General features: G+C 26.9%; 4 protein-coding genes. All 4 read right to left on the reverse strand.

Annotated features, from left to right (window positions below; all coding sequences use genetic code 11):
- Positions 1-1,996 (reverse strand): FtsX-like permease family protein (locus tag Q0V15_RS11900; RefSeq protein WP_297439288.1); only part of this gene is annotated, 1,996 nt, incomplete at its 3' end.
- Positions 1,986-2,756 carry an ABC transporter ATP-binding protein gene (locus Q0V15_RS11905; protein ID WP_297439290.1) on the reverse strand — a complete coding sequence of 257 codons (771 nt, stop codon included), beginning with the start codon at positions 2,754-2,756 and terminating at the stop codon, positions 1,986-1,988. The genes Q0V15_RS11905 and Q0V15_RS11900, both read right to left, overlap by 11 nt.
- 90 nt (positions 2,757-2,846) lie before the next feature.
- Complete coding sequence (locus Q0V15_RS11910; protein WP_297439292.1) at positions 2,847-3,881, reverse strand: HAMP domain-containing sensor histidine kinase; 1,035 nt, start codon at positions 3,879-3,881, stop codon at positions 2,847-2,849.
- Positions 3,878-4,552 carry a response regulator transcription factor gene (locus tag Q0V15_RS11915; protein WP_297439294.1) on the reverse strand — a complete coding sequence of 225 codons (675 nt, stop codon included), beginning with the start codon at positions 4,550-4,552 and terminating at the stop codon, positions 3,878-3,880. Before Q0V15_RS11915 ends, Q0V15_RS11910 begins: the two co-directional genes overlap by 4 nt.
- Between the last annotated feature and the right edge of the window lie 218 nt (positions 4,553-4,770).

Below are 4,770 nucleotides of genomic sequence, written 5' to 3' on the forward strand. Positions count from 1 at the left end.
CTTTAATTTTTCCAACTATCGTATTTTTAGCATTTATATATGTCATTATAAAATATCCAATATACACTACAAGCAACACCCCAACAGATATAAATATATTATCTAAGAAATTAACTTCTCCAAATATTGCTACCACACCTGCTGAAATTTCAAGTCCTACTATTGAATGAATTATCCCGATTAATAATGGTATAAAGAAATAGATTCCTATTTGAACTAAAATTGATTTTTTAATCATCTTTTTATCTACTCCTATTTTACCTAAAACCCTGTATCTTTCTATATTATCACTTACCTCTGATAACTGTTGTATTGATAATATTCCTGCTGCTGCAATTGTAAATATAAATCCTATATAAATCCCAACATATGATACTGAAATACCAAGCATTGTTGAAGAAGCCACAAGCCTATCTTTAGTTTTTATAGAAATATTGTTATGTCCTCCATCTTTATGCTCTTGTGATAACTTGTGCAATTTTTCTGTAAGAGAGTCTAAATCCTTAGCATTTTTAATAAGTAGATTAGTAAATTCTGCTTTCTCCCCCTTCACCACACTATCATTTACAACAATGACTGCTATATTAGATTTTATCATTCCTATATTTATAACATCATTAATTACTCTACTCTTTGCTGGGCTAAGATTCTTACCTGCTACACTAATTACCTTATTATCTAAAATCACCTTTTTAAGAGGCTCTTTCATAGCATCTACATCACTTAAAAGCATATACTGATTATTTTTTATCTCAACTTGCTTTTTCCCTAAAATCTTTAATATCCCATTTATATCAGACTGAGTTATTACCTTTATCGTTCTATCAGTACTTATAGGTGCATAATTTTTAAGTTCTTCATTTTCTCTTTGTGCTACACTTAATAAATCACTATATTTAACATCACTATTATAATATCCAACACTAGCATATGAATCACTGTATTTGCTTATATCAATTTTATTGTCTTTAAGTATATTATTAATGTTATTACCATAATAATTTGAAACCATAATATCAAAATTTGTTAAAGACTCTAAATTACTTCTTATTGCATTATTTATTCCAAAGCCTCCTGCAAGTGTGCAAATAGCTACAAACAACATTAATGAAATTACTGCCATTGAGATAAATGTACTATTCATCTTGCTACTTATTTGTCTTAGTATAAAACTATTAAGCCCTGTAAAATATTTTGATTTAATACTTTGAAATATTTTTAAGAAAAATCCTGCTAATGAGAAAAACATAAAAAATGTCCCTACTACTCCTAGTGCTATTGCTATACCTTGCTTCTCTCCTAAAATTGCAATTCCTTCTTTTAGCGCTATCTGATAAGCTACTCCAATCATGGCTATACTTATTAAAAATAAAATGACAGAAACCCAAATATTTTTGAGAATAAAGTTTTCATTTTTATTTTTAGCTCTAATAAGCTTTATTATAGTTATTTTTCTCATAGAAAAACTATTAAATATAAGTACTAATATATATATAATCACAAAACATATAACAGTTTTTAAAATTCCACTAATAGATACTATAAATGTAAAATCTACAATTGTAGTATCAAATAATTTTGCTGTAAATATACCTAGTCCCTGTGAAACAAATATTCCTATTATAATTCCAATTAGTAACGAAAAGAAACCAACTATAAGTGTTTCATAAAATAAAACTTTAGCAACTGTTCCTCTTTCCATTCCAATCGTCAGATATATTCCAAACTCTTTTTTTCTTCTTTTTATAAGATATCTATTTGCATATAAAATTAAAAATACTAATACTCCTGAAATTGTAAATGAAAAAATCCCCATTACTGTATTGACCATTTCAAGAGCCATTCCTTCAGCTTTAGTAAGGTCTAACATAACTTTTTGAGCCTCTATTGAGTTAAAACTATAAAATATTGTTATTGATAATATTAAAGTGAAAAAATAGACACTATAATCCTTAATACTTCTTTTTACATTCTTTAGCGCAAGTTTAAAATACACTTAAACCATCACCTCCAAGAACTGCTACAACATCTAGTATCTTATCAAAAAACTCTTTTCTATCATCTTTTCCTCTTATAATTTCATTAAATAGCCTCCCATCTTTTATAAATAGAACTCTACTTGCATAACTTGCTGTAAAAGCATCATGAGTAACCATAAGTATAGTTGACCCTAAACTCTCTTTAAGCTTTTCAAGTGATTCAAGTAAATCTCTTGCTGACTTAGAATCTAATGCTCCTGTTGGTTCATCTGCTAGGATTAAACTAGGATTTGCAATAATTGCCCTTGCTGCTGCAACTCTTTGCTTTTCTCCACCTGAAATTTCATATGGAAACTTATTTAAAATCCCTTTAATTCCAAGTGTTTCAGAAATCATATTTATTCTACTATCTATTTCTCTATGTTTAATTTTTAAAATAGACATTGCAAGTGCAATATTTTCATAATTGTTAAGAGTATCTAACAGGTTAAAATCTTGAAAGATAAAACCGAGTTCTTCTCTTCTAAACCTTGCAAGTTTCTTTTCACTCAGTGCTGTAATATCCTTATCACCTATTAATATTTTTCCACTTGTAACTCTATCAATAGTTGATATACAATTTAAAAGTGTTGTTTTCCCACTTCCTGATGCCCCCATAATAGCTATAAACTCACCTTTTTCTACTATAAAACTTATATTATCTAATGCTTTTGTAATATTCCCTCTCTTCCCATAATACTTTTCTATATTTGATACTTTTAAAATTTCCTTCTCCACAAATATCCCTCCATTTATCTTTTTCAAACTTTATATTTTAATTTTACAAGTCTCACACTTTTATAACCATAAGATAATGGAACATTTAACTTACACTTTTGTCACATTAGAATTTTCAAATATAACCATAGAACCTATCGGAAAGTTTAAAAATACACTAGTTCCTTTTTCCTCTTCTGATTTAATATAAATCTGAGTACCAAGTCTATCACATAGCTTTTTACATATATATAATCCTATCCCTGTTGATTTTCCAAATTTTCTACCATTTTCTCCTGTATACCCTTTTTCAAATACTCTTTTAATATCACTTCTTGGTATACCTACACCATTATCTTTAATTTCAAAAACTATATTATTATCTCTCTGATCTAAGTTAAAAGTTATTTCTTTAACTTGCCCATTCATATACTTAATTGAATTTCCTACTATTTGATTTATAATAAATTCAACCCACTTGCTATCTGAATAGACAACAGTATCTTCAAAGTCCATATTTATCTTAATCTGCCTATCAATACATACATTCATATTTCTTTTTAAAACACTGCTTACTACACTCCTTAGTTTCATCTTTTTAATTATATAATCCTCATTAGCATTATCACTTCTAGCATAAAAAAGTGCTTGCTCTATATAATTTTCAATTCTATCAAGTTCTGTATCTATGCTTTCAAGTTCATCTGATGAATTATTATCAATAATAAGTTTTGAAATTGCTATTGGTGTTTTTATCTCATGTACCCATCTTTCTATATAATCCTTATACTCAATAGAAGAGTTTCTATGCTTTGCTACCTCATCACTCATAGACTTATTGCTTTGAATAACAATCTCTTTCAAAATTCCTGACTCTATAAAAGATTCTTCTTCTAACATTTCTACAATAAGATATTTTTTATCAAGGTTCTTTAAGTTATCAAAAATTTCTTTATAATATTTTTTCTTCTTAAAATAATCAAAAATATAAAATAGACTTGATGCTATAAAGTTAATAAGTATAATAAAAAATATTGCATATGCTCCTATACTTAAAGCATTTAACAAAACTACTGTAAAAGTTAAAGCCATTATATTTATAAAAATAAAAACTACTTTATCTCTTAAATATTCTCCTACTCTCATATCAATATATAACCTTGTCCCCTCTTAGTTTGAAGATAATTTATAGCACCTATCTCTTCTATCTTTCTTCTAAGTCTATTTACATTAACCGTAAGTGTGTTATCATCAATGAACTCTTCAGCCTTCCAAAGTTCTTTAATTATCTTGTCCCTTGAAACTATCTTTCCTTTATTTTTAAAAAGTGTATATAGTATTTTACTTTCATTTTTAGTAAGTTCTACTTTGCTACCTTTAAAAATCACTTCACTTGTAGACATATTATAAGTTAAATCCCTTAAAACAAATAACTCTGAATCTAAGCTATTACCATAAGCTCTTTTTATAATAGCCCCAACTCGTGCAAGTAAAATCTGTGTATTATATGGTTTTGTAATAAAATCATCTGCACCTAAATTAATACTCATAAGCTCATCCATTTCACTATCCCTACTTGTTACCACAACTATTGGTATATTAGTTACTTTTCTAAGTTCCCTACATATAAAATATCCATCATAATAAGGTAAATTAATATCAAGTAGTACAATATCTGGCTTTTCACTTAGTATATCCTCAACTATATTTTCAAAATTAAAACTATAACTCACATCATATCCATATTTCTCAAACAATACTTTAAGTTCCTTAACTATTTTTTCTTCATCTTCAACCACAAAAATTTTTCTTCTCATAAAATTAAAATGAACTGCTAAAAGTCCACTCACTCCACCACCTTACTCATATACTTTATTATTAATATTATAATATAAAAGTTAAGCTAATTACCTAGCTCAACTTCATTTAATAATATTTTATTTTTCAATTTTCTAAAATTATATCGCTATTTCATTAATTAATTATATTTTAACAAACTTGACAGTTATTTTTCATAGTGGTATAAAATACTTAT

Source organism: uncultured Clostridium sp., assembly GCF_947036855.1.
In the GTDB taxonomy this organism is placed as follows: Bacteria; Bacillota; Clostridia; order Clostridiales; family Clostridiaceae; genus Sarcina.